The sequence below is a fragment of the Actinoplanes sp. L3-i22 genome (assembly GCF_019704555.1).
Taxonomy (GTDB): Bacteria; Actinomycetota; Actinomycetes; order Mycobacteriales; family Micromonosporaceae; genus Actinoplanes.
Map to the genome: position 1 here is coordinate 715,014 of NZ_AP024745.1, position 22,947 is coordinate 737,960.

The following is a 22,947-nucleotide window of genomic DNA, read 5'->3' on the forward strand; positions in this document are numbered from 1 at the left end:
CGGCGACGATCGCATTCCGGGGCGCCCATCGAGGCGGGACGACCACGAAGGAGATGTCGTGAGCACGGGATCCTCGGGCCTGGCTGTACGACGCGGTCCCTTCCCGTGGCTGCGCGACGCCCGGATTCGCGCGAAAGTCGCCGGCATTCTGGTCATCCCGCTGGTCGCGGTACTGGTGCTGGCGTCCGTCCGACTGATCGAAGTGCGCGGCCGGGCCACCGACTCCGGCCGGGTCGCCGACCTGACCCGGCTCGGTACCGACCTCTCCGGCCTGAGCCGGCTGCTGCACCAGGAGCGGATGGCCGCCGTCGCGTTCCTCGCCGATCCGGACGGGCCGGCCGAGACCTTCCAGGGCTCGGTCGCCGCGACCGACGCGCAGGTCCAGGTGTTCCGCCGGGACCGCGCCGCGCTGACCGAGGTGCCGGCCCGGGTACGGGACCGGCTCCAGCTGATCCAGGAGCGGCTCGGCGCGCTGACCGACACCCGCGGGGCGATCACCGCCCGCAAGGATGTGACGCTCACCACCGCGGCCGAGCAGTACGCCACGGTCCTCGACGGACTGTCCGATTATGACGAGTCGGTCAGCCAGATCGCCGAGCCCGGCATGGTCGCCGACGGACTGCGCGCGCTGGCCGCGTTCGCCCGGATCCAGGCCGCCGTCGCCGACCAGGAGGCGGCCGCCTACCTGGTCCGCGTCACCGGTCAGGTCAGCGCGACCTGGCAGCAGGAGCTGATCGCCACCCAGGCCGCCCGGCAGGAGGCGCTCGACGACTTCCGCCAGATCGCCACCGCCGATCAGGTCGGCCTGGTCGAGGCGACCCTGGCCGACGCGGCCGTGGCGAAGGCGGACGGGACGATCACCCGGCTCGCCGGGGCCGGGGCGGTGTCGCCGGGGGAGCTGACGAAGGCGTACGCCCAAGTTCTTGATCTTTTCCGGGGGGCCGGGGCGAGCCTGGAGACCGAGGTCGTCAAGGTCGCCGCGGACGACAGCGCGGCCACCAGCCGGCGCGCCACCCTCGAGTTCGTGGTGGTGCTGCTGGTCCTGATCGCGGCCATCGCGCTCGCCGTCTACCTGGGCCGCAACCTGCACCTGTCGCTGCGCCGGCTGCGGGAGGGCGCGCTCGCCGTGGCGCACCGCGACCTGCCCGACGCGGTCAGCCGGCTGCAGGACATCGAGAGCCTCGGCGAGGGCGGCGTCGACCGGATCGTCGCGCAGACCCGGGACCCGATCCGGCTCCAGGAGCGGGACGAGTTCGGCCAGGTCGCCGAGGCGTTCAACATGGTGCACCGGGAAGCCATCCGGGTCGCCGCCGAGCAGGCCGCGCTGCGTACCAGCGTCTCCGCGATGTTCCTCAGCCTGGCCCGGCGCAGTCAGGCGCTGGTCGACCGGATGATCGGCGAGCTCGACCAGATCGAGCGCACCGAGGAGGACCCGAAGCGGCTGGCCAAGCTCTTCGACCTGGACCACCTGGCCACCCGGATGCGCCGCAACGACGAGAACCTGCTGGTCCTGGCCGGTGCCGACGTGGGCGCGCCGCGCCGCGAGGACGCGCTGCTGGTCGACGTGCTCCGGGCCTCGCAGTCCGAAGTGGAGCAGTACCACCGGATCGAGTTCGGCTCGATCGACACCGACGTCTCGGTCGCCGCGGCCGCCGTCAACGACGTGGTCCGGCTGGTCGCCGAGCTGCTCGACAACGCCACCCGGTTCTCCCCGCCGAGCACCGTGGTGATGGCGCAGGGGCGGCGCGACGGCGACCACGCGGTGATCCAGGTCGAGGACCGGGGCCTGGGCATCACCCCGGAACAGCTCGAAGTGATCAACCGGCGGCTCGCGGAGCCGACCGAGGTCGACGTCGCCGCGTTCCGGCTGATGGGCTTCGCGGTCATCGCCCGGCTCGCGGCGCGGCACGGGATCGGGGTGCGGTTGTTGCCGTACCGCGAGGGCGGGACGATCGCCGAGATCACCCTGCCGACCGAGATCACCGTGCTGCCGGGCATGCCGTCCGCGGCGGCGGCGCGCGCGGCGAGCTGGACCCGGCCCGGTCCGGCCCCGCAGACGACCGGAACCTTCGACGGCCCGGCCGAGGTGCGGCCGCCGGTCCGGAGCGCGCCCGGCCCCGCACCGGCCATGCCCCGCTGGGCCGCGCTGGACGTCGGACCGGCCCCGGACCTGGACCTGCGGCCCACGCCGGACCGGCCGAAGCTGCCGACCCGGGTGCCGCAGCCGACCGCGCCGCTGGACCTGCCGTCGGCGCCGCTGTTCGAGCCGTCCGCACAGCCGGTGTCGAGCGTGCCGGTCTCTAGCGTGCCGGTCTCTAGCATGCCGGTGTCGAGCATGCCGGTGTCGAGCACGCCGGTATCCAGCGTGCCGGTCTCCGGGCAGTCGTTGTCCGCGCAGGCGCTGTTCACCCAGCCCTACCCGGGGCGGCCGGTCTCCGCGGTGCCGGTCTCGGCCCAGCCGGTCTCCGCGCGGCCGGCCAACGGCGCCCCGATCCACGTGGAGATGCAGCACAACTGGTTCGAGGCCGAGGCTTCAGGCAAATCGTCCACACCGGACCTGCGTGGGATGCCGACCGCGGGCTACGCGCCGGCCCCGGTCCGGCTCACCACCACGTCCGACCCGGCCGCGGGCAAAGGCCCGGCTGCGGGCAAAGGCAAGGGCACGACGGCCCCGGCCGTGCCGCGGCCCCGCGAGGCCGCCGAGGATCGCTGGCGGACCGCCGCCGACGAGGGCTGGCAGCGGGCCCAGGACGCCTCAGCTCCCAAGGACCACGGGATCACCCGTTCCGGCCTGCCGAAACGCATCCCGCAGGCTCAGCTCGTACCCGGTGGGGTGCAGGAGACGCCCCGCGCTCAGAATCGTCGCAGCCCCGATGACGTACGCGGGCTCCTCTCCGCGTACACCCGTGGGGTCCAGCGAGGGCGGACGGACGGCGTCGCCGAATCCGCCGCCGTGGCACCACAGGCTCCTAAGGAGAATGAACAGTGACCAGGCCTCCCACCATGCACGACATGGGCTGGCTGCTCAACAACTTCGCCGACAGCATCGCGGGCATCGCGCACGTGGTGGCGGTCTCCGCGGACGGCTTGTTGCTGGCATGCTCGCGGGATCTGCCGGCCGATCGGGCCGACCAGCTGGCCGCAATCACATCCGGCGTGGTCAGTCTGACCGACGGCGCGTCCCGGATGTTCACTGCCGGCAAGGTGCAGCAGACCATCATCGAAATGGACAGCGGCTATCTTTTCCTCATGTCCATCAGCGACGGTTCGTCGATGGCCGTGCTGGCGGCGCGCAGCTGCGACGTCGGCCAGGTCGGCTACGAGATGGCCCTGCTGGTGGAGCGGGTCGGCGCGGCGCTGTCGCCGGCCACCCGAGAGGCCGTCAGCCACTAGGCGCCGGGGTCGACTGGGATTCCGGTGGAGATGAGGTGACCGCGACATGACAGTGCCGCACGATCCCCGGGGCAACCTGGTGCGGCCGTACGCGGTGACCCGCGGCCGGACCGAGCCGATCCGGGACATCCCGATCGAGGCGGTCCTGGTCGCCAGCGCGGCGGCCGTACAGGAATCGCGTTTCGCCGGACATGACAAGTACCGCATCGCCGTGCTGTGCGAGCCGAAGGCCCAATCGCTCGCGGAGCTCGCGGCGCTCACCCGGTTACCCCTCGGGGTGGCCCGGGTTCTCGTCGCCGACATGGTCGACGACGGTTTGCTCACGCTGCACAGTGCCGCTCCTCGCAAGGGTTACTCGGAGCGGATGGATCTTCTGGGAAGGGTTTTGAGTGGACTTCGCAAGCTCTGAGCGGGCGGGCGCCCCTCCTTCGGAGATCACCTCCGCGAAGATCGTCATCGCTGGTGGCTTCGGCGTCGGCAAGACGACGATGGTCGGCGCGGTCTCCGAGATCGAGCCGCTGACGACCGAGGCCGTGATGACCGCGGCCGGCGCCGGCATCGACGACGCGTCCAAGGTGCCGGAGAAGGGCACCACCACGGTCGCCATGGACTTCGGCCGCATCACGATGGCCGAGGACCTGATCCTCTACCTGTTCGGCACGCCCGGCCAGACCCGGTTCTGGTTCATGTGGGACGAGCTGATCCGGGGCGCGGTCGGCGCCGCCGTCATGGTCGACACCCGCCGGCTGACCGACGCGTTCGCCCCGCTGGACTACTTCGAGAACCGGCATCTGCCCTATCTCGTCGCGGTCAACTGCTTCGACGGCGCGCCTCGCTACGAGGCGGAGGAGGTCCGGGAGGCGCTCGCCATCCCGGCCCGGGTCCCGCTGGTGATGTGCGACGCCCGCCACCGCGAATCGGTCAAGACCGTCCTGATCGGCGTCGTCGAACACGCCATGGCCACCCTGGTCGCCGAACACGAGCAGGGCGTCGGCGTCAGCTGACGCCCTTTCGCCCGGTTTTCCCCGGCCCGCGCCCGCCTGATCATTTCCGGCCGGGCGCGGGCCGCTTTTTCCAGAAGATCTTTTTTGCCTCGGCTGCGGCCAATAACTGATCGTCGCTCCCGCGGGGACCCTTCCGACCTGAGCAGGGCGCTGGCGCGCCCAGAACGCTCAGGCCGCAAGGGCGACGTCCGTGGGTGGTCGCGGTCTACCCCACAAACCCGGAACGGCCACCGACGCTGCCTCAGTTCCGTGGGTGGTTGCGGTCTACCCCACAAACCCGGAACGGCCACCGACGCTGCCTCAGTTCCGTGGGTGGTTGCGGTCCACCCCGAAAATCCAAACCCGCAGGCCGCGGCTGGGCCTTGACCCGGTGGCCGGCTCGCGGGGTCCTTTGAAACCGTGCCCACCCACGGACGTCGCCCTGGAGGGTCTCGCGTTCTGGGCGCCCCGCGCCCTGCGAGGCCCGGAAGGGTCCCCGCGGGAGCGACGATCTGGACCCCGGCGGACCGAGGCAATGAAGAATTTGACCGTTAATGATCAGGTGGGGATGCGATAACCGCGCTTGACCACGGTCTGGATCAGGCCCGGGACGGACAGGCCGGCGCGCAGCCGGGCGACCGCCATCTCCACCGCGTGCTCGTCCGCGTTGCGGGGGAGGGCCTGCAACAGCGCGGCCCGGGAGAGGACGCGGCCGGGCGGCGTCGCGAGCGCGCGGAGGACCGCCATCGGGCCGGGAGCGAGCGGTCGGAGCACCCCGTCGACGACCGCGGCATGGCCGCGCAGCGTGATCGCGTGCTCGTTGACCTGCAGCGAGATCGCGCGCTTGGGGAGTTCGTCGACGAGCGTGCGGACGAGCGCGCTGAGCCGGGCCCGGCCCGGCGTGGAGACCGGGATGTCCAGCCGGCGCAGCGGCGCGGCGGTGACCGGCCCCACCCCCGCGGCCAGCACGTCCGTGCGGAGCGCGTCCAGCAGCGCATCGGAGGCCGGCCCGGCCGCCCGGAGCAGAGCCTGGACGGCCGCGGCCGAGGTGAACGTCACGGCATCGACGAGCTTGCCGACGATCAGGTCGACCAGCCGGTGCAGCGGGGCCGGGTCGGTGGGTGGCGCCCAGCGGTAGACCGGCACCTCGATCACCCGGGCGCCGGCCGCCTGCAGGGCCTCGGTGTACTCCGGCTGGCTCTCGCCGTGCAGCTGCATCGCGACGGTGAGGCCGGCGACGCCGCGGTTGGTCAGGTGGTCGACGACCTCTTCGTAGCTCTCGCCGTCCGGGGTCCACTGCTCCTGCAGGCCGGCGGTCCGGACCGCGGCGCGGGCCTTCGGGCCGCGGGCGACCAGGTAGGCGCGGCTCAGCGTGTCGCGCAGCGCGTCGGCCAGGCCCCAGCCCTCGGCGGCCTCCAGCCAGCCGCGCATGCCGATCCCGGTGTTGACCAGCACGATGTCGGGTGGGGTGTCCAGGCAGGCCCGGGTCGCGGCGCGCAGCTCGGCGTCGTCGGCGATCGGGACGATCCGCAGTGCGGGGGCCAGCACCACCCGGGCGCCACGGCTCTCCAGCAGGCCGGCCAGCTCGTCGCGGCGGCGGTCGGAGGTGACGCCGATGGTGTAGCCGGAGAGGGCAGCGGTCGGTTCGGCCAGCGCGGCCGCGGTCAGCACCGGCCGGCGGCCCCCCGGGGTCCGGTCCGTCATCCGGGAAGGCTCCCGGTGCGGCCCGCGGAGAGGTCCTCGGTCAGGTCTTCGGTGCGGTCTTCGGTGCGGTTTTCGGTGAGGTCGAGAAGTCGCGGCGTGGCCGGGCGGTCCACCGAAGGGCACGCTCGAGAACCGTCGTCCTCAGCGTCGACCCGCTCCCATGTCACGCTTACGGTTCTCGCCATGCCTCCGTCCGGGGCACGCCGCGACTTCTCCTCGCCACTCCGGCTAACCGGGGTGACGAACACCGCCAGGTCCGTCCTCAACCCTGACGGTGGTCTCTCCATGGTGCGCCCGAACCCGCCGCGCCGGCCAATACCGGGCCGCGTTGTCCGGAGTTCCGCACCGTTGGGCATGCGGGGAAGCCTGCCGCCGGTGAATTTCGGCAGAGCGTCCCATTTGTTTCGAGCCTGCTAAGAGCCATCGAGGTTGGCTTCCGGAACCCGCGGTCGGGCGAGTCCCGACACCGAGTATGCTGGATACCGTTTGAGGTCCCGCCTCGGGCCATTCACCCAGGGGCAGCCTGTTTTGACCACGCGCCGCGCGGCCGGGTATTGTTGCCTGCTGTTGTGCGATAGCTGCGAGCGCTCCCCCTGGGGTGGTGCTTGATCGTCGTGTCGACGTCGAGTTCGACACAACCAGCGCGCGCCCCCAGACCGACGACGAGACAAGGTAATTCTGTGCGTACGTACAGCCCGAAGCCGGGTGAAATCGAGCGTCAGTGGCACATTATCGACGCTTCTGACGTCGTTCTGGGCCGCCTGGCTACCCACACCGCGACCCTCCTGCGGGGGAAGCACAAGCCGACGTTCGCCCCGCACATCGACACCGGCGACTTCGTGGTGATCATCAACGCCGGCAAGGTTGCCCTGACCGGCAACAAGCGGCAGACCAAGATCGCCTACCGGCACTCCGGTTACCCGGGCGGCCTGAAGCAGGTCCGCTACGAGGAGCTGCTGAGCACCCGCCCCGAGAAGGCGATCGAGCTGGCCGTCAAGGGCATGCTCCCGCACAACAAGCTGGCTGCCCAGGTCCTCAAGAAGCTGAAGGTCTACGCGGGCGCCGAGCACCCGCACGCCGCTCAGCAGCCGCAGCCGTTCGAAATCAAGCAGATCGCGCAGTGAGCGCGGGAGAAGGCAGCAGCATGACCGACATCGTCGAGCCCGAGGCCGTCGAGACCGAGACCGCCGAAACCGCTGAGACCGTCGAGACTGTCGAAGCCGTCGAGACCGTCGAAGCCGTCGAGGAGCCCGCTGAGACGGTCGTCGAGACGCCCGCGCCGGCCCCGGTCCGCGCGCCCCGTCCCGGTGACCGCCCGATCCAGACCGTCGGCCGCCGCAAGGAGGCCATCGTCCGGGTGCGCCTCGTCCCCGGCACCGGCAAGATCACCTGCAACGGCCGTGACCTCGAGGACTACTTCCCGAGCAAGGTCCACCAGCAGCTGATCCGCGAGCCGTTCAGCACCACCGAGCGGGCCGACCAGTTCGACGTCTTCGCGAACCTGCGTGGCGGCGGCATCACCGGTCAGGCCGGTGCCCTGCGCCTGGGCATCGCCCGCGCGCTGATCACCAACGAGCCCGACGACCGCCCGGCCCTCAAGAAGGCCGGCTTCCTGACCCGTGACGCCCGGGTCAAGGAGAGCAAGAAGTACGGTCTCAAGAAGGCCCGTAAGGCCCCGCAGTACTCGAAGCGCTGATTTTCCTTCGACGGCCGAGTGTGCTTCCCGATTAAGTCGGGGAGTGTGCTCGGCCGTCGTGGTTTCTGCACCTTGGTTTTGTGACACCCCCCTCCCCCCAACTAGCCGTTCCGGTACTCCTGCCCTGGCCAGAGTTGTTGCACGCTAGAGGGCACGTGTCACCGGCGAAAGGAAGCCGCCATGGGGCGACTCTTCGGCACCGACGGCGTTCGCGGTCTCGCGAACGGCGATCTCCTCACCCCGGAACTGGCCCTCGCGGTCGCCGTCGCGGCGGCCCGGGTCCTGGTCGAGACCGACAGCAGCCACCAGCCGCTCGCGATCGTGGGCCGGGACCCGCGGGCCAGCGGCGAGATGCTGGAAGCGGCGGTCGTCGCGGGTCTGACCAGTGCGGGAGCCAACGTGGTCCGGGTCGGCGTGCTGCCGACCCCCGCGGTCGCGTACCTGGTGGGGCAGACCGGCGCCGATCTGGGTGTGATGCTGTCGGCGTCGCACAACCCCATGCCGGACAACGGCATCAAGCTCTTCGCCGCCGGTGGCCAGAAGCTGCCGGACGAGCTGGAGGAGCGGATCGAGAAGGCGATCGAGGACGGGCACGGCCAGGTCGGCCGCCCCACCGGCGCCAGCATCGGGCGGGTCCACGACCTGCTGGACGGTGCCGAGCACTACATCAAGCACCTGATCGAGTCGCTCCCGCACCCGCTCGCCGGCATCAAGGTCGTGGTGGACTGCGCGAACGGCGCGGCCAGCGAGGTCGGCCCGGTGGCGTACCGGGAGGCCGGCGCCGAGGTGATCGCGATCCACGCCGAGCCGGACGGGCTGAACATCAACGAGGAGTGCGGCTCCACGCACCTCGACAAGGTCCGGGACGCGGTCCTGGCCGAGGGCGCCGACCTGGGCCTGGCCCACGACGGCGACGCCGACCGCTGCCTGGCCGTCACCGCCGCCGGGGACGTGGTGGACGGCGACCAGATCATGGCGATCCTGGCGCTGGCCATGCGCGACGCCGGCACGCTGACCGACGACACCCTGGTCGCGACCGTGATGAGCAACCTGGGCCTGCGGATCGCGATGAAGCAGTCCGGGGTCAAGCTGATCGAGACCAAGGTCGGCGACCGCTACGTGCTGGAGCACCTGCAGGGCCACGGGCTGGCGCTGGGCGGCGAGCAGAGCGGGCACATCGTGATGCCGGCGTTCGCCACCACCGGCGACGGCGTGCTGACCGGCCTGCACCTGATGGCGCAGCTCGCGTCGAGCGGCAAGTCGCTCGCCGACCTGGCCGCCGTGGTGCACAAGCTGCCCCAGGTGCTGATCAACGTGCCGGTCGGCGACCGGGATGCCGGGGCGGCCGCGCCGACTGTGCAGGCCGCCGTCGCGCTGGCCGAGGCGGAGCTGGGCGAGACCGGGCGGGTGCTGCTGCGCCCCTCCGGGACCGAGCCGCTGGTCCGGGTGATGGTCGAGGCCGCCACCGAGGAGCAGGCCCGCGGCGTCGCCGAGCGGATCGCGGACGAGGTGCGGTCGGCCAGCCCGGCCGTCTGACGCCGGCTACAGCGCCTTGAGGCGGTCGGCCGCCTGGTCGATCACCTCGGGGCGCTTGCAGAACGCGAACCGGATCAGGTGCCGCCCGGCCTCCTGATGGTCGTAGAAGACCTGGGTCGGCACCGCCACCACCCCGCACCGGCCGGGCAGCTCGCGGCAGAACTCGACGCCGTCGGTCCCGCCCAGCGGCCGGATGTCGGCGGTCACGAAGTACGTCCCCTCGGGCCGCAGCACGCCGAACCCGGCCGCGGTGAGCCCGTCCACCAGCCGGTCCCGGTTCGCCCGCAGACCGGCCGTGAAGCCGCTGAAATACGCCTCCGGCAGGGCCAGGGCGACCGCCACGGCCGGCTGCAGGGGTGACGCGTTCACGAACGTCAGGAACTGCTTCACCCGCTGCACCGCGGAGACCAGCGGGGCCGGGCCGGTCGCCCAGCCGACCTTCCAGCCGGTGCAGGAGAACGTCTTGCCGGCCGACGAGATGCGCAGCGTGCGCTCGGCCATCCCGGGCAGGGACGCCAGCGGGGTGTGCACGCTGTCGAAGACCAGGTGCTCGTAGACCTCGTCGGTGACCGCCCAGGTGTCGTGCTCCCGGCACAGCTCGGCGATCAGCGCCAGCTCCGCCGGGGTGAAGACCTTGCCGGTCGGGTTGTGCGGGGTGTTCAGCAGCACCAGCCGGGTGCGCGGGCCGAACGCCGAGCGCAGCTCCGCCTCGTCGAACTCGTACCGCCCGTCGGCGCCGGGGCGCAGCGTCACCGGCCGCCGGACCGCGCCGGCCAGGGTGATCGAGGCCGCGTAGGAGTCGTAGTACGGCTCGAAGCAGACCACCTCGTCGCCGGGCTCGCAGAGGGCCAGGATCGCCGCCGCGATCGCCTCGGTGGCGCCGGCGGTGACCACCACCTCGGTGTCCGGATCCCGGGTCAGGCCCCAGAAGCGCTGCTCGTGCCCGGCGATCGCGTGCCGCAGGGCCGGGATGCCGGGCAGCGGTGGGTACTGGTTCGCCCCGCTCGCCAGCGCCTGCGCGGCGGCGGCCAGCATCTCCGGTGGGCCGTCGGTGTCCGGGAAGCCCTGGCCGAGGTTGACCGCGCCGGTCCGGGCGGCGAGCGCGGACATCTCGGCGAAGATCGTGGTCCCGAACGGGCGCATCCGCTCGACCAACGGGTCCGTGCGCACAGCACTCCCTCTAGTTGAAGGTGACCTCGTCGCAGGTCGCGGAGGCTAGTTGAAGGTGACCTTGTTGCAGGTGGCGGTGGCGCCGACCCCCGACGCGGTGTGCTCGGACACCACCTTGCCGTCGATCGTCGCCCGGCAGGTGATGCTGCCGTCCTCCAGGGACGTGCGCAGCGCCGACACCGAGGCGAACGACAGCCCCTCCATGGTCACCGACAGCTTCCACGGCAGTTTCGCGTCATTGACCGTCTTGGGCAGGCCGCCGAGCTTTTCGGTGTAGATGACGGTCGCCGGTCCGTCGCCGGTCACCTCGTACTTCACGGTGATCTTCGCGCCGCTGTCGATGCCCGGCAGGTTCGGCACGTCGGTCGGCAGGGCGGTCGGCACCCCCGTCGGCAGACCGGTCGGGATCTGCTGCGCGGCGGCCTTGGCCTTGTCGGTGGCCCGCTGGATCAGCAGCACGCTGGTGGTCACCACCCCGCCGCAGAGCAGCAGCGTGACGGCCAGGACCAGGGCGATCAGCGGGACGTTGCTGCGGCGCGGGGGCGGCGGGCCGTAACCGGGGTGGCCGGGCGGCGGGCCGTAGCCGGGCGGGCCCGGCGGCGGTCCATAGGGACTCTGTGGGCCATAACCAGGCGGGGCATAGCCGACCGGGGGAAACTCCGAGGTGGGCGGATAGTCCGGAGACGGCTCGGAGGGCGGCCACGACGGGTCGCGCTGATCGCTCATCTCATTCCTCCCGGTGGAGCCCCTGGTGAGGCCGATGCTGACGGTACGCCACCGGGGCGAGCTCCCCCTATCCGGTCTATGTTTCCGATCACGTAAGATGCTCGTAAGAGTGCTTCTCGAGCATGACGTTTGCGCGAAAGTCGGCTACGCTGCCCGGCATGTGTGGGATCGTGGGTTACGTAGGCAATCGCCCGGCATTGAGCATCGTCCTCGATGGCCTCCGCCGGCTGGAGTACCGCGGATATGACTCCGCCGGCATCGCCGTCATCGACGACGGTGCGGTGCACACCGAGAAGCGGGCCGGCAAGCTCGCCAACCTGGAGAAGGCGCTGGCCGAGCGTGCCGCGGGCGGCATCGCCGCCGGGCGGACCGGCATCGGGCACACCCGGTGGGCCACCCACGGCGGGCCGACCGACCGCAACGCCCACCCGCACCTCTCCGCCGACGGCCGGGTCGCGGTCATCCACAACGGCATCATCGAGAACTTCTCCCGGCTGCGCGCCGAGCTCGAGGCGGACGGCATCGAGTTCCGCAGCGACACCGACACCGAGTGCGCGGCGCACCTGCTCGCGGCCGAGATGCGCGCGCTGCGTGCGGCCGGCGGCGAGGACGGCCCGGCGCTGCTGGCCGAGGGCATGCGGCGCGTCGTGCGCCGGCTGGAGGGCGCGTTCACGCTGCTCGCGATCGACGTCGACGTGCCCGACGCGGTGATCGCCGCGCGGCGCAACTCGCCGCTCGTGGTCGGGCGCGGCGACGGGGAGTACTTCCTGGCCAGCGACGTCTCGGCGTTCATCGAGCACACCCGCGAGGCGGTCGAGCTCGGGCAGGACCAGGTCGTCCTGATCACGCCGGCCGGCATCGAGATCACCGACTTCGACGGCGCCCCGGCCACCGGCAAGGAGTTCCATGTCGACTGGGACCTGTCGGCCGCCGAGAAGGGTGGCTACGAGTACTTCATGCTCAAGGAGATCGCCGAGCAGCCGCAGGCGATCGCGGACACCCTGCTCGGCCGGCTCAGCGACCGCGGCGAGATCATCCTGGACGAGGTCCGGCTCACCGACCAGGACCTGCGGGACGTGGACAAGGTGTTCATCGTGGCCTGCGGCACGTCGTACCACGCCGGGATGGTCGCCAAGTACGCCATCGAGCACTGGGTGCGGATCCCCTGCGAGGTCGAGCTGGCCAGCGAGTTCCGCTACCGCGACCCGATCCTGGACCGCTCCACCCTGGTGATCGTGATCAGCCAGTCCGGCGAGACGATGGACACGCTGATGGCGCTGCGGCACGCCAAGGAGCAGAAGGCCCGGGTGCTGGCGATCTGCAACACCAACGGCTCCACCATCCCGCGCGAGTCGGACGCCGTGCTCTACACCCACGGCGGCCCGGAGATCGCGGTCGCCTCGACCAAGGCCTTCCTCACCCAGCTGGTCGCCTGTTACCTGATCGGCCTGCACCTGGCCCAGATCCGCGGCGTGATGTACGCCGACGAGGTCGCCGCCGTGGTCGAGAAGCTGCAGGCCACCCCGGACAGCCTGCGGACCCTGCTGGCCGGCATGGAGGAGGTCCGGGCGCTGGCCCGCGACCTGCGGACCGCCTCGACGATCCTGTTCATCGGGCGGCACGTCGGCTTCCCGGTGGCCCTGGAGGGCGCGCTCAAGCTCAAGGAGCTCGCCTACATGCACGCCGAGGGCTTCGCCGCCGGTGAGCTCAAGCACGGCCCGATCTCGCTGATCGACGAGGGCACCCCGGTGGTCTGCGTGGTGCCGTCCCCGGCCGGCCGGGGCGTCATGCGGGACAAGGTCGTCTCCAACATCCAGGAGGTCCGCGCCCGCGGCGCCCGGACCATCGTGATCGCCGAGGAGGGTGACGACGACGTCCGCGCGTTCGCCGATCACCTGATCACCGTGCCGCCGACGCCGACGCTGCTCGCGCCGCTGATGACGACCGTGCCGCTGCAGATCCTGGCCTGCGAGATCGCCGCCGCCCGCGGCAACGACGTGGACCAGCCGCGCAACCTGGCCAAGTCGGTCACCGTCGAGTAGTCCGCCGCCGAGTTGTCCGGCGGCCCTCACGGCGCCCCGCCCAGTGTGATCCGGGCGAGGGCGTCGAGGGCCGGCCGGCCCGGGTCCCAGTAACCCAGGTGGCCGGCGTTCCACTGGCTGCCGAAGACCCGGGCGCCGAACGCCGGGTCGCTCGGGTTGTGCCCGAACCACAGGTCGTCGGCGGGCCCGGTGACCGGCACGCCGGGCAGCAGGTGCCGGGCGACGGTGGCCGGGGAGACCGCGCCGTACTGGATCGGGTCGGTGATCGAGGTCGACGCGAAGACCCGGTCGGCCGGGACGGTCAGCCCGGCCGCCGAGTCGACGCCGACGCCGGGTGAGCCGACGAAGACCACGCCGTCCGCGGCCAGCGCGCCGGTCGCCGCCTTGCCCACCACCAGCGAGCCGTAGCTGTGCCCGAGCACGGTCTGCCGCGCCGCCGGCCCGTCGTGGGTGGCCCGCAGCCCGTCCTGGAACCGGCGCAGCCCGGCCGCGCCCTCCTCGGCCGGCCGCGCCGACCACGCCTCCTGCAGGAAGTCCGGCGCGTCGTAGTCCAGCCAGACCAGTGAGCTCGTCGCGGCGGCCGGCCCCAGCTCGGTGGCCCGGGTCGCGACCCGCTCGGCCCGGACCAACTCGTGATCGAGCGAGGCCAGGTCGGCGGTCATCCCGGGCACGTGGGTCAGCACGTTCGCCGCGCGGTCCGGATCACCGAAGGCGACCACGGCCCGGCCGTCGCCGGAGACGTCCAACCCGATCAGGTACGCCCGGGGCCCGCGCTCGTCCGCCAGCCGGGACGCCAGCCGGTCCAGCCCCCGGGGATCGCCGCCGTGGCGCAGCAGGTCGTCCCGCCGGTCGTCCAGGAGCAGCCGGTTGGCCAGGTCCCGGTCGGCGGCCGGCACCCCGTCCAGCCCGGCGACCGAGCCCGGATCGACGGCCAGCAACCAGTACCGCTCGCCGGGGGTCAGCCCGGCCCACCACTGCCGGACCCGGGCCGGGGTGGCCGTGCAGTCCGGCCGGGTCAGGGCGGTCGGCGCGACCGGGACGGCGGCGAGCTCGGCCAGACGGTCGGCGGCGCTCCGGTCGGCGTCGGCGGCCACCCGGAGCGCGCCGGCCAGGTCGGGATCGTCGAGCGCGGGCTCGGCGCCGGCGGCCCGGGCGCGGGCCCGATCGAGCAGCGCGCGGGCCCGCCGCAACGCCGCGGCGAACTCGCTCAGCACCTGGTCGGCCCGCCAGCAGAACAGGCGGAACAGCAGCAGCCGGCGGCGGAACGTGGCCAGGCGGGCCACCGCGGCGTCGGCGGCGGCCCCGGACCAGGCCGCGCGGAGCCGCTCGGTCAGCGGTGCGAACTCGCCGCAGAGCACGCCGGCCAGCGCGGCCCAGCGGCGCCAGGACAGGGCGGCGGCGGTCCACCGGGCCGGGTCGGTGGTGCGCAGCCGGGTGTAGGTGACGGCGCTGCTCATCGGGTGGCCCGGAGACGGGTGGCGGCACGGGCGTCGGTGTCGTCGTACGCCGCAATCGTGGTTTTGATCTTGTTGGCGGTCGTCGTCAGGTCGGCGGCGAGGTCGCGCAGGCCGCGTTCCAGGGTGTCCGCGGCCCGGAGCGCGGCGTCGACGGCCGACCAGCGCGGACCGGCGGCCGGCGCGGGGGCGGAGGCGGCGGCCTCCCGCACCCGGGACGCCGTCGCGTCGAGCGCGGTGGCGACCGCCTGGAGGTGCCGGGTGTCGACGTCGAGATCGGGATTCATGGCGGCGAGGCTAGGCCGTTCCGGAGGGCCGCCGGGACGGCCTGTGGACAACGCCGCGCAGCCTGTCCACAGGCCGCGGGCAGACCGTTAGGGTGTCCGTTGTGATCGTGTCTGTCGGCATCGACGTCGTCCTGGTGGACCGCTTCGCCCGCGCCCTGGATCGGACCCCGCTGCTCGCGGATCGGCTGTTCACCGAGGAGGAGCGGCAGAACGGGTCGGGCAGCCCGCGTTCACCCGAGTCGCTGGCCGGGCGGTTCGCGGCGAAGGAGGCGGTGGCCAAGGCCCTCGGCGCGCCGGCCGGCCTGCGCTGGCACGACTGCGAGATCGTCACCGACCCGGACGGGCGGCCCTGGTTGACCGTTTCCGGTACGGTCGCCGCCGCCGCGTCCGAGCGCGGCATCAATCGATGGCACCTGTCGCTGTCGCACGACGGCGGCATCGCGTCCGCGATGGTGGTCGCGGAAGCCTAGGAGGACAGCATGCGGCAGGCGTGGCGGGTCGCGGACGTACGCGCGGCCGAGAAGACGCTGATGGCGACGGTGCCCGAGGGCGCGCTGATGCAGCGCGCCGCGGCCGGCCTGGCCCGGCGGTGCGCGCTGCTGCTGGACGACACCGGCGGCGTCTACGGCGCCCGGGTGCTGCTGCTGGTCGGCAGCGGGGATAACGGTGGCGACACGCTCTACGCCGGCGCCGCGCTGGCCCGCCGGGGCGCCCAGGTGCGCGCGCTGCTCCTCAGCCCGGACCGGGTGCACCTGGCCGGGCTCGCCGCGCTGCGCCAGGCCGGCGGGTTCACCACCGCCGACCTGCCGACCCGGGCCGACCTGGTGCTGGACGGGATCGTCGGGATCGGTGCGTCCGGGGGCCTGCGATCGGCGGCCGCGGCGATCGTGGACTGCCTCGGTGACCTGCGGGGGCGTACCGGGGAACGGCCGTTGATCGTCGCCGTCGACGTCCCCAGCGGGGTGCGCGTCGACACCGGTGACGTGCCCGGCGCCGCGGTCACCGCGGATGTCACGGTGACCTTCGGCTGCCTGAAGCCGGCCCACGTGGTCGGGCCGGCCGCGACCCGCTGCGGGCAGATCGAGCTGGTCGACATCGGGCTGGGCCCGGCGCTGGTCACCGATCCGGCGGTCCGGGTGGCGGAGGCCGAGGACATCGCCGGGTGGTGGCCGCGGCCGGTCGCGACCTCGGACAAGTACACCCGCGGCGTGGTCGGCCTGGCCACCGGCTCGGCCGGCTATCCGGGCGCGGCGCTGCTCTCCACGGCCGGGGCGCTGGCCGGCCCGACCGGGATGGTGCGGTACGCCGGCAGCGCCCACCGGGAGGTGGTCCGCGCCCACCCGTCGGTGGTCGCCGCGCCGAAGGTCGCCGACGCCGGCCGGGTGCAGGCCTGGGTCTGCGGCTCCGGGCTGGGCACCACCGAACAGGCCCGGGTCGAGCTGCGCAGTGTGCTGGCCACCGCGCTGCCGGTGCTGCTGGACGCGGACGCGATCACCATGCTGGTCGGCGGGGCGCACGCCACCGACCTGCGCCGGGACGCGCCGCTGGTGCTGACCCCGCACGACGGCGAGTTCAAGCGGCTGGCCGGGGAGGCGCCGGGCGCCGACCGGATGGCCGCCGCGGCGAAACTGGCCGCCTGGACGAACGCGGTGGTGCTGCTCAAGGGCGACCGGACGATCGTGGCGACCCCGGGCGGCGAGATCTGGGCGAACCCGACCGGCAGCGCGGCGCTGGCCACCGCGGGTAGCGGCGACGTGCTCGCCGGGCTGCTCGGCTCGCTGCTCGCGGCCGGTCTGCCGGCGGTCCGGGCGGCGGTGGCGGCCGCGTTCGTGCACGGTCTGGCCGGTCGGCACGCGGCCCTGGACGGGCCGGTGACCTCGGCCGAGGTGGCCGCCGCGGTCCGCCCGGTGCTGGCCGGGCTGCTGGGGTAGACACCCGGTCCGACAGAAACTGTCGTACCCCTCAGTAGGGTGGACGACATGTGGCAGGCCGAAGTCCGCGTCGATCTGGACGCCATCCGGGACAACGTCGCGACGCTGCGCGCCGGCACCTCCGCCGAGGTGCTGGTCGCCGTCAAAGCCGACGGCTATGGGCACGGCATGGTGCCGGCCGGCCGGGCCGCGGTGGCCGGCGGGGCGACCTGGCTCGGCGTGGCCACCCTGGACGAGGCGCTGGAGCTGCGCCGGGGCGGCATCGAGGCCCGCGTGCTGGCCTGGTTGCTCGCGCCCGGGCTGCCGCTGCACGAGGGCGTCGAGGCCGGCATCGACCTCAGCGCCGCCACGCCGGGCCTGGTCGGCGAGCTGGTCACGGCCGCGCGCCGGGCCGGGCGGCCGGCCCGGGTGCACCTCAAGCTGGACACCGGGCTGTCCCGGGGCGGCGCGGTCGCCGACGAGTGGCCGGCGCTGTTCGAGGCGGCGGCCAAGGCGCAGGCCGGCGGCGACCTGGAGGTGGTCGGCGTGTGGAGCCACTTCGCCTGCGCCGACGAGCCGGGCCACGAGTCGATCGACCGGCAGCTCGCCGCGTTCCGCGCCGGTCTGGAGCTCGCCGAGCGCTACGGGCTGGCCCCGCGCTATCGCCACATCGCCAACTCGGCGGCCACCCTGACCCGGCCGGACGCGCACTTCGACCTGGTCCGGGTCGGCATCGCGGCCTACGGTCTGTCGCCGATCGCCGGTGGGTCCTACGGCCTGCGGCCGGCGATGACCGCCCGGGCCCGGGTGACGCTGACCAAGCGGGTGCCCGAGGGGCAGGGCGTCTCCTACGGGCTGACCTATCACACCGATCGGGAGACCACCCTGGCCGTGATCCCGCTGGGCTACGGCGACGGGGTGCCCCGGCACGCGTCCAGCGCCGGGCCGGTGCGGATCGGGGCGGTCACCGCGCGGATCGCCGGGCGGGTCTGCATGGACCAGTTCGTGGTCGACGTCGGGGACGCGCCGGTCGTGGTCGGGGACGTGGCGACGCTCTTCGGCGAGGGCGGGCCGAGCGCGGACGACTGGGCCGCGGCGACCGGCACGATCAACTACGAGATCGTCACGCGGTTCGGCAGCAGCCGGGTGCCCCGGGTCTACACCGGGGAGCAGGCATGAGCGAGCTTGCGAGCGAATCATCGGGCTCAGTTGTCAGCTCATGCCGACGCCGTAGCGAAGCGGAGGTGGCGGCATGAGCCCGTCCAAGGCGGCCAAGACCGCGGGGATAGCCGGGGCCGTCGTCGGTGTCGCGGCGGCCGGGTTGGCCACGGCGTTCGCCGTGGAGCGGGTGCTGGTCCGGCGGTCGGTCAACAAGCCGGGGGACCCCTATGTGGACGAGCCGTTCGGGGACCAGCCGTTCGACGAGGAGTTGACGGTCACCGCGTCGGACGGCACCGACCTGCACGTCGAGATCGTCAACGCCCGCGCGCCGGAGGAGCCGCAGGCAAGGGCCGAAGCGCCCCGGCCGTCGTCGGCCAGGCGCTGGCTGGGCCGGATAAAAGCCGAAAAACCCGAAAAATCCGAGACCACTGACGGTACGGACGAAGCCGCGGCGCCCAAGCCGACGATCGTCTTCGTGCACGGCTTCGCCCTGGACATGGGCACGTTCTACTTCCAGCGCAAGGCCCTCGCCGAACGCGGCGACCACCGCATGGTCTTCTACGACCAGCCCGGGCACGGCCGTTCGTCGAAACTGCAGTCCGGGACGTACGACATCGCCGCGCTCGGCCGGTCGCTGGCGGCGGTGCTGGACGCGACCGTGCCGGACGGCCACATCATCCTGGTCGGCCACTCGATGGGCGGCATGACGATCATGGCGTTTGCCGAGCAGTTCCCGGAGTGGTTCGGCAACCGGGTGACCGGCGTGGTGCTGATGTCCACCTCGGCCGGCCTGTTCGACAAGGCCACGCTGGGCGTGAGCAACGTGGTGGCCCGGGTCAGCGCGCCGTTCTTCCCGCTCTGGGACAAGGCGGCCAAGCTCGGCGGCGGCACCATCGACCGGGCCCGGGTGGCCTCGTCCGACCTGGCCTGGCTGCTCACCCGGCGGTACGGGTTCGGCGAGTCCCAGCCCAGCCCGTCGCTCGTCACGTTCGTGGAGAGCATGAACTCCAAGACCTCGGCGGAGACGCTGACGAAGTACCTGAACACGCTCTACCGGCACAGCCGGCTGCCGGCCCTGTCCGTGCTGCGCGGCGTGCCGGTCCTGGTGGTGGTCGGCACCCGGGACTACCTCACCCCGGTGACCCACTCCGAGCAGATCATCAAGGAACTGCCCGAGGCCGAGCTGCTCAAGATAGAGAACAGCGGGCACGTGGTGATGCTGGAGAAGTCCGACGAGGTGAACGCGGCCCTGATCCCGTTCCTGGAGAAGATCTCGTGAAGCTGACCACCGTCGAGCAGACGAAGGCGTTCGGCCGCCGTCTCGCCGCCGTGCTGCGCCCCGGTGACCTGGTGCTGCTCGCCGGCCCGCTGGGGGCCGGCAAGACCGCCCTGGCCCAGGGCATCGGCGCCGGGCTGGGCGTGCGCGGGCCGATCACCTCGCCGACCTTCGTGATCGCCCGGGTGCACCAGGGCCCGGTCCCGATGGTGCACGCGGACGCGTACCGGTTGGGCGACCGCCCGGATCCGCGCGCCGAGATCGACGACCTGGACCTGGACGCCTCCGCCGACGAGGCGGTCACCGTGGTGGAGTGGGGCGCCGGCCTGGTCGAGCGACTGAACGACGAATATCTGCTGGTCCGTATCGACCGGCTGGACGACGACACCCGCGTGCTCGAACTGGTGCCGCACGGCGGCGACTGGGCCCGACGACTGGAGAGAATGTGAACCTGACCGAGCTGCTTCCCGCGCCGTGGCGCGCCGAGCTGGCCCCCTTCCTGGACGAGAAGGCGACGGCCGCGCTGGGCGAGTTCGTCGCCGCGGAGTACGCCGAGCACACCGTCTACCCACCGGTGGAGGACCTGTTCTCGGCGTACCGGCTGTGCCTGCCGGAGCAGACCCGGGTGCTGATCCTGGGCCAGGACCCGTACCACGGGGCCGGCCAGGCGCACGGCCTGAGCTTCAGCGTGCGGGACGGGGTCCGGGTGCCCCCGTCGCTGCGCAACGTGTTCAAGGAGCTCGCCGAGGACGTCAACATCGCCCCGCCGAAGAGCGGCAACCTGACCGGCTGGGCCGAGCAGGGCGTGCTGCTGCTCAACGCGGTGCTCACGGTCCGGGCGACCAAGGCCGCCTCGCACGCGAACAAGGGCTGGGAGACGTTCACCGACGCGACCATCCGGGCGCTGAACGAGCGGGACGAGCGGGTCGTCTTCATGCTCTGGGGCAACTACGCGAAGAAGAAGGCGGCCCTGGTCACGAACCCGGTGCACGCCGTGCTGGAGGCCGGTCACCCGAGCCCGATGAACCCGGCCGGCTTCCTCGGCACCCGCCCGTTCAGCGCGGCGAACAAGGCGCTGGCGGACGGTGGCCGCCCGGTCATCAACTGGGATCCGCGGGGCACCGACTAGGGTCTAAGCGTGCTCGTACTCGCTCTGGACACCGCCACGCCGGCCTCGACGGCGGCGCTCGTCGAGGTCACCGCCGACGGACTGTTCGGGGTGGCGGAGAACCGAACCGTCGACCCCCGCGCGCACGGCGAGAAGCTGGCGCCGGGGATCGCGGCGGTGCTCGCCGAGGCCGGCGTCCGGCCCCGGGATCTGACCGCGATCGTGGCCGGCCTGGGCCCGGGGCCGTTCACCGGCCTGCGGGTGGGCCTGGCCACGGCCGCGAGCATGGGGCAGGCGCTCGGGATCCCGACCTACGGCGTGTGCTCGCTCGACGCGCTGGGTCGCGCGGCCGGGCCGGGGCGGGTGCTGATCGCGACGGACGCGCGGCGCCGTGAGGTCTACTTCGGGACGTATGTTGACGGCGTACGGGAAAACGGTCCTGATGTTGCGAAGCCCGCGGATGTAACCATAAATGTGGACAAAGCCGCTGGCGAGGGCGCGCTGAAGTACGACTTCGGTGTGCCGGTGGAGGAGCACCTGCTCTACCCGCCGGGCGCCGCCCTCGTCGCGCTGGCCGCCGATCGGATCCGCGCGAAGGCGCCGGGCGAGATTCTCACCCCGCTCTACCTGCGCCGCCCGGACGCGGTCGAGCCGGCCGCCCGCAAGTCGGTGCTGACGTGAGGATCGAACGTTTCCGCTGGTGGCACATCGAGGACGTGCTCCCGCTGGAGGAGGACCTCTTCGGTCCGGAGAAGTGGTCCGCCGCGATGTTCTGGAACGAGCTGGCCCAGCGGAACTACTACATCGCCGCCCTGGACGACGACGCCCTGGTCGGTTATGCCGGATTGTCCGTTGTGGACCAGGAGGAGTCCTGGGTGCAGAACATCGCGGTCCGGCGGGACGCCCAGCAGCGGGGCATCGGCCGCGCCCTGCTGGAGGACCTGCTCGCCGAGGTCGCCCGGCAGCAGGTGCGGCGGACCCTGCTCGAGGTGGCGGTCGACAACCACCCGGCGCAGAAGCTCTACGCCACCTACGACTTCGAGCCGGTCGGCATCCGGCGCGGCTACTACCAACCCAGCAACACCGACGCCCTGGTGATGATGCGAGATGCGTGACGAGCCCCTGGTCCTCGGGATCGAGACCTCCTGCGACGAGACCGGCATCGGCATCGTGCGCGGGCACACCCTGCTCGCCGACGCGATCGCGTCCAGTGTGGAGCAACACGCCCGGTTCGGCGGGGTGGTCCCCGAGGTGGCCAGCCGCGCGCACCTGGAGGCGCTGGTCCCGACCATGCGACGGGCCCTGGACGAGGCCGGCGTCACGCTCGCCGACGTCGACGCGATCGCGGTGACCAGCGGTCCCGGCCTGGCCGGCGCGCTGCTGGTCGGGGTGGCCGCGGCGAAGGGCTGGGCGCTCGCCGCCGAGAAACCGATCTACGGCGTGAACCACCTGGCCGCGCACGTCGCGGTGGACACCCTGGAGCACGGCCCGCTGCCCGAGCCGGCGATCGCCATGCTGGTCTCCGGCGGGCACTCGTCGCTGCTGCTGGTCGACGACCTGACCGCGGGCGTGACGCCGCTCGGCGCGACCATCGACGACGCGGCCGGCGAGGCGTTCGACAAGGTGGCGCGGCTGCTCGGGCTGGGCTTCCCGGGCGGCCCGATCGTCGACCGCTCGGCGCGCGCCGGCGATCCCCGGTCGATCGCGTTCCCGCGCGGGCTGACCGCGCCGAAGGACCAGGCCGAGCACCGGTTCGACTTCTCCTTCTCCGGGCTGAAGACGGCGGTGGCCCGCTGGGTGGAGGCGCGCGAGCGGGCCGGCGAGCCGGTGCCGATCGCCGACGTCTCGGCGAGCTTCCAGGAGGCGGTCTGCGACGTGCTCACCGCGAAGGCGATCGACGCGTGCCTGAGCACCGGGGTCGGCACGCTGGTGATCGGTGGGGGTGTGGCGGCGAACTCGCGGCTGCGGGTGCTCGCCGAGGAGCGCGCCGCGAAGCACGGGATCGTGGTTCGGGTGCCGCGGCCGCAGCTGTGCACCGACAACGGGGCGATGGTGGCGGCGCTGGGCTCGCACCTAGTCGCCGCCGGGGTCGCGCCGAGCCGCCTGGACCTGCCCGCGGACTCGTCGATGAGCCTGACGACGGTGAGTGTCTAGGGCGCGACGTCACATCGTGCGAGTTTGACCGCGATCGGTGTCGCGGGGTAGACAGCGAGCATGATCGCGCGGATGTGGGAGGTGCGGGCCTCGCGCAGTGGCTTCGACGAGCTGCTGAGCTGGGTCTGTGACAAGGCGGTGCCGGCACTCGAGGTGCTGCCACAACATGTGTCGAGTGACGTCTATTCGTCCACGGATCATCGCATCGTCGTCATCACCAAATGGCGAAACACCCCGGAGAGCCTGCCCGCGCCTCCGGAGAAGCTGGTAGCACGCGCTCCGCACGTCTGGGATTTCACTCCCGTCGATCGCTGAGCAGTCGCTCCACGGGCCTCCCGGCCGTACCG

General features: G+C 72.6%; 23 protein-coding genes. 18 read left to right on the plus strand and 5 right to left on the minus strand.

The window, feature by feature from the left end; translation table 11 throughout:
• The first annotated feature begins 58 nt into the window (after nucleotides 1-58).
• From L3i22_RS03410 to L3i22_RS03425, 4 genes are read left to right on the plus strand one after another with little or no spacing between them, the layout of a single operon-like run.
• The gene (locus L3i22_RS03410; RefSeq protein WP_221325544.1) at nucleotides 59-2,989 is read left to right on the plus strand and encodes a nitrate- and nitrite sensing domain-containing protein; all 2,931 of its coding nucleotides are present in this window, start codon (nucleotides 59-61) and stop codon (nucleotides 2,987-2,989) included.
• Nucleotides 2,986-3,393, plus strand: a complete 408-nt coding sequence (locus L3i22_RS03415; protein ID WP_221325545.1) for a roadblock/LC7 domain-containing protein — start codon at nucleotides 2,986-2,988, stop codon at nucleotides 3,391-3,393. The genes L3i22_RS03410 and L3i22_RS03415 overlap by 4 nt, the downstream gene beginning before the upstream one ends.
• Nucleotides 3,394-3,439: 46 nt before the next feature.
• The gene (locus L3i22_RS03420) at nucleotides 3,440-3,802 is read left to right on the plus strand and encodes a DUF742 domain-containing protein (RefSeq protein WP_221325546.1); all 363 of its coding nucleotides are present in this window, start codon (nucleotides 3,440-3,442) and stop codon (nucleotides 3,800-3,802) included.
• Complete coding sequence (locus tag L3i22_RS03425; RefSeq protein WP_221325547.1) at nucleotides 3,783-4,397, plus strand: ATP/GTP-binding protein; 615 nt, start codon at nucleotides 3,783-3,785, stop codon at nucleotides 4,395-4,397. The genes L3i22_RS03420 and L3i22_RS03425 overlap by 20 nt, the downstream gene beginning before the upstream one ends.
• A 537-nt stretch (nucleotides 4,398-4,934) precedes the next feature.
• Here the strand turns inward: L3i22_RS03425 and L3i22_RS03430 are convergent.
• Nucleotides 4,935-6,080, minus strand: a complete 1,146-nt coding sequence (locus tag L3i22_RS03430; RefSeq protein ID WP_221325548.1) for a uroporphyrinogen-III synthase — start codon at nucleotides 6,078-6,080, stop codon at nucleotides 4,935-4,937.
• A gap of 680 nt (nucleotides 6,081-6,760) precedes the next feature.
• On the opposite strand from L3i22_RS03430, the gene rplM reads away from it, so the two are divergent.
• From rplM to glmM, 3 genes are all read left to right on the plus strand, one after another.
• Nucleotides 6,761-7,204 carry a 50S ribosomal protein L13 gene (gene rplM, locus L3i22_RS03435; RefSeq protein WP_221325549.1) on the plus strand — a complete coding sequence of 148 codons (444 nt, stop codon included), beginning with the start codon at nucleotides 6,761-6,763 and terminating at the stop codon, nucleotides 7,202-7,204.
• 20 nt (nucleotides 7,205-7,224) lie between these two features.
• Nucleotides 7,225-7,776, plus strand: a complete 552-nt coding sequence (gene rpsI / locus L3i22_RS03440; RefSeq protein ID WP_304523452.1) for a 30S ribosomal protein S9 — start codon at nucleotides 7,225-7,227, stop codon at nucleotides 7,774-7,776.
• A 180-nt stretch (nucleotides 7,777-7,956) separates the two neighbouring features.
• Nucleotides 7,957-9,312: a phosphoglucosamine mutase gene (gene glmM, locus L3i22_RS03445; RefSeq protein WP_221325550.1), complete on the plus strand. Its 1,356-nt coding sequence runs from the start codon at nucleotides 7,957-7,959 to the stop codon at nucleotides 9,310-9,312.
• 6 nt (nucleotides 9,313-9,318) lie between these two features.
• On the opposite strand, the gene L3i22_RS03450 is transcribed toward glmM, so the two are convergent.
• Nucleotides 9,319-10,482, minus strand: a complete 1,164-nt coding sequence (locus tag L3i22_RS03450; RefSeq protein WP_221325551.1) for a pyridoxal phosphate-dependent aminotransferase — start codon at nucleotides 10,480-10,482, stop codon at nucleotides 9,319-9,321.
• Nucleotides 10,483-10,527: 45 nt separating this feature from the next.
• Nucleotides 10,528-11,208, minus strand: a complete 681-nt coding sequence (locus L3i22_RS03455; RefSeq protein WP_221325552.1) for an MmpS family transport accessory protein — start codon at nucleotides 11,206-11,208, stop codon at nucleotides 10,528-10,530.
• A 158-nt stretch (nucleotides 11,209-11,366) separates the two neighbouring features.
• Here L3i22_RS03455 and glmS point away from each other — a divergent pair, with 158 nt between their 5' ends.
• A complete protein-coding gene (gene glmS / locus L3i22_RS03460) occupies nucleotides 11,367-13,250 on the plus strand; it encodes a glutamine--fructose-6-phosphate transaminase (isomerizing) (protein WP_221325553.1) in 1,884 nt (627 codons plus the stop codon).
• A 26-nt stretch (nucleotides 13,251-13,276) separates the two neighbouring features.
• Here glmS and L3i22_RS03465 read toward each other — a convergent pair whose 3' ends face one another.
• Together L3i22_RS03465 and L3i22_RS03470 are read right to left on the minus strand one after the other, a co-directional pair.
• Nucleotides 13,277-14,707 (minus strand): alpha/beta hydrolase, encoded by a 1,431-nt coding sequence (locus tag L3i22_RS03465; RefSeq protein ID WP_221325554.1) that lies wholly within the window; start codon nucleotides 14,705-14,707, stop codon nucleotides 13,277-13,279.
• Nucleotides 14,704-14,991: a type VII secretion target gene (locus tag L3i22_RS03470; protein WP_221325555.1), complete on the minus strand. Its 288-nt coding sequence runs from the start codon at nucleotides 14,989-14,991 to the stop codon at nucleotides 14,704-14,706. The genes L3i22_RS03465 and L3i22_RS03470 overlap by 4 nt, the downstream gene beginning before the upstream one ends.
• A 101-nt stretch (nucleotides 14,992-15,092) precedes the next feature.
• On the opposite strand from L3i22_RS03470, the gene L3i22_RS03475 reads away from it, so the two are divergent.
• From L3i22_RS03475 to L3i22_RS03520, 10 genes are all read left to right on the plus strand, one after another.
• Nucleotides 15,093-15,461, plus strand: coding sequence for a holo-ACP synthase (locus L3i22_RS03475; protein WP_221325556.1), 369 nt, complete (start codon nucleotides 15,093-15,095; stop codon nucleotides 15,459-15,461).
• A 9-nt stretch (nucleotides 15,462-15,470) separates the two neighbouring features.
• A complete protein-coding gene (locus tag L3i22_RS03480) occupies nucleotides 15,471-16,922 on the plus strand; it encodes an NAD(P)H-hydrate dehydratase (RefSeq protein ID WP_221325557.1) in 1,452 nt (483 codons plus the stop codon).
• A 48-nt stretch (nucleotides 16,923-16,970) separates the two neighbouring features.
• Nucleotides 16,971-18,080 carry an alanine racemase gene (gene alr / locus L3i22_RS03485; protein WP_221325558.1) on the plus strand — a complete coding sequence of 370 codons (1,110 nt, stop codon included), beginning with the start codon at nucleotides 16,971-16,973 and terminating at the stop codon, nucleotides 18,078-18,080.
• Between the two features lie 73 nt (nucleotides 18,081-18,153).
• The gene (locus tag L3i22_RS03490; protein ID WP_221325559.1) at nucleotides 18,154-19,341 is read left to right on the plus strand and encodes an alpha/beta fold hydrolase; all 1,188 of its coding nucleotides are present in this window, start codon (nucleotides 18,154-18,156) and stop codon (nucleotides 19,339-19,341) included.
• Nucleotides 19,338-19,787, plus strand: coding sequence for a tRNA (adenosine(37)-N6)-threonylcarbamoyltransferase complex ATPase subunit type 1 TsaE (tsaE, locus tag L3i22_RS03495; protein ID WP_221325560.1), 450 nt, complete (start codon nucleotides 19,338-19,340; stop codon nucleotides 19,785-19,787). Before L3i22_RS03490 ends, tsaE begins: the two co-directional genes overlap by 4 nt.
• Nucleotides 19,784-20,467 carry a uracil-DNA glycosylase gene (gene ung, locus L3i22_RS03500; protein ID WP_221325561.1) on the plus strand — a complete coding sequence of 228 codons (684 nt, stop codon included), beginning with the start codon at nucleotides 19,784-19,786 and terminating at the stop codon, nucleotides 20,465-20,467. The genes tsaE and ung overlap by 4 nt, the downstream gene beginning before the upstream one ends.
• 9 nt (nucleotides 20,468-20,476) lie before the next feature.
• Nucleotides 20,477-21,127 carry a tRNA (adenosine(37)-N6)-threonylcarbamoyltransferase complex dimerization subunit type 1 TsaB gene (gene tsaB / locus L3i22_RS03505; RefSeq protein WP_221325562.1) on the plus strand — a complete coding sequence of 217 codons (651 nt, stop codon included), beginning with the start codon at nucleotides 20,477-20,479 and terminating at the stop codon, nucleotides 21,125-21,127.
• On the plus strand, nucleotides 21,124-21,561 hold the full coding sequence (gene rimI / locus L3i22_RS03510) for a ribosomal protein S18-alanine N-acetyltransferase (protein ID WP_221325563.1): 438 nt from the start codon (nucleotides 21,124-21,126) through the stop codon (nucleotides 21,559-21,561). Before tsaB ends, rimI begins: the two co-directional genes overlap by 4 nt.
• The gene (tsaD, locus tag L3i22_RS03515) at nucleotides 21,554-22,600 is read left to right on the plus strand and encodes a tRNA (adenosine(37)-N6)-threonylcarbamoyltransferase complex transferase subunit TsaD (protein WP_221325564.1); all 1,047 of its coding nucleotides are present in this window, start codon (nucleotides 21,554-21,556) and stop codon (nucleotides 22,598-22,600) included. Before rimI ends, tsaD begins: the two co-directional genes overlap by 8 nt.
• A 60-nt stretch (nucleotides 22,601-22,660) precedes the next feature.
• Nucleotides 22,661-22,915 carry a hypothetical protein gene (locus L3i22_RS03520; protein WP_221325565.1) on the plus strand — a complete coding sequence of 85 codons (255 nt, stop codon included), beginning with the start codon at nucleotides 22,661-22,663 and terminating at the stop codon, nucleotides 22,913-22,915.
• The last annotated feature ends 32 nt before the right edge of the window (nucleotides 22,916-22,947 follow it).